We start from the raw sequence: 239 nt of genomic DNA on the forward strand, positions 1-239 counted from the left end.
GAGGCGGCGGCGGACGAAGCGGGGCGGGCAGTCGACTTGGGCGGGGAGCCCTGCGGTGAGGGCAGCGATCAGGTAGTCGGCGTTCACGCCCCGGGCGAGCCATTGCGCGGCCTGCGCTTCCAAGGCGGCGCAGTCGTCGGCGGACAGCGTCAGCCGGATGTCCCGGCGGCCGAGTTCGGCGAGGGCGAGGTAGGCGGGGGAGAGGGCTGCGGGCGGGGCTGTCGGGGTTGGCGGAGCCG

At 76.2% G+C, this 239-nt stretch carries 1 pseudogene; it reads right to left on the reverse strand.

The features are described from left to right. Positions 1 to 239, reverse strand: a pseudogene (locus tag JS521_RS36260) (MarR family transcriptional regulator); the annotation flags it as partial.

The organism is Streptomyces durocortorensis (genome assembly GCF_016901035.1).
In the GTDB taxonomy this organism is placed as follows: Bacteria; Actinomycetota; Actinomycetes; order Streptomycetales; family Streptomycetaceae; genus Streptomyces; species Streptomyces durocortorensis.